This window comes from Mitsuokella apri (assembly GCF_047974105.1).
GTDB lineage: Bacteria > Bacillota > Negativicutes > Selenomonadales > Selenomonadaceae > Mitsuokella.
In genome coordinates this window covers 1-602 of record NZ_JBHYRS010000019.1, presented here as the reverse complement: position 1 = coordinate 602, position 602 = coordinate 1, and the positions used below count along the sequence as shown (strand labels likewise).

Annotated in this window: 1 rRNA gene; it reads left to right on the top strand. The window is 53.2% G+C overall.

The window, feature by feature from the left end:
* Window positions 1-602, top strand: a 23S ribosomal RNA gene (locus ACE419_RS11525); the annotation flags it as partial.

The window sequence follows — 602 nt, the reverse complement described above, 5'->3', positions numbered from 1 at the left end:
GTACTATCTACGGAAGGCACACCCGGTGAACTGAAACATCTAAGTAGCCGGAGGAAGAGTAATCAAACGAGATTCCCCCAGTAGCGGCGAGCGAACAGGGAAGAGCCCAAACCGGACGTCTTCGGACGACCGGGGTTGAGGACCAGCATCAAGGGAAGAGCTTTTAGCTGAACAGTCTGGGAAGGCTGAGCACAGACGGTGAAACTCCGGTAAGCGAAAAGAGCTCCAGCGGGCTGGTATCCAGAGTACCACGAGACACGAGGAACCTTGTGGGAAGCAGGGTGGACCACCATCCAAGGCAAAATACTACGGAACGACCGATAGCGCATAGTACCGTGAGGGAAAGGTGAAAAGAACCGCGGGAGCGGAGTGAAATAGAACCTGAAACCGTATGTCTACAAGCAGTTGAAGCACTTTATACGTGCGACAGCGTGCCTATTGAAGAATGAACCGGCGAGTTAATTTCAGAGGCGAGGTTAAGCGGGAGACGCGGAGCCGAAGCGAGAGCGAGTCTGAATAGGGCGTAAGTCTCTGGGATTAGACCCGAAACCACAGTGATCTATGCATGGCCAGGTTGAAGCTCAGGTAAAAATGAGTGGAGG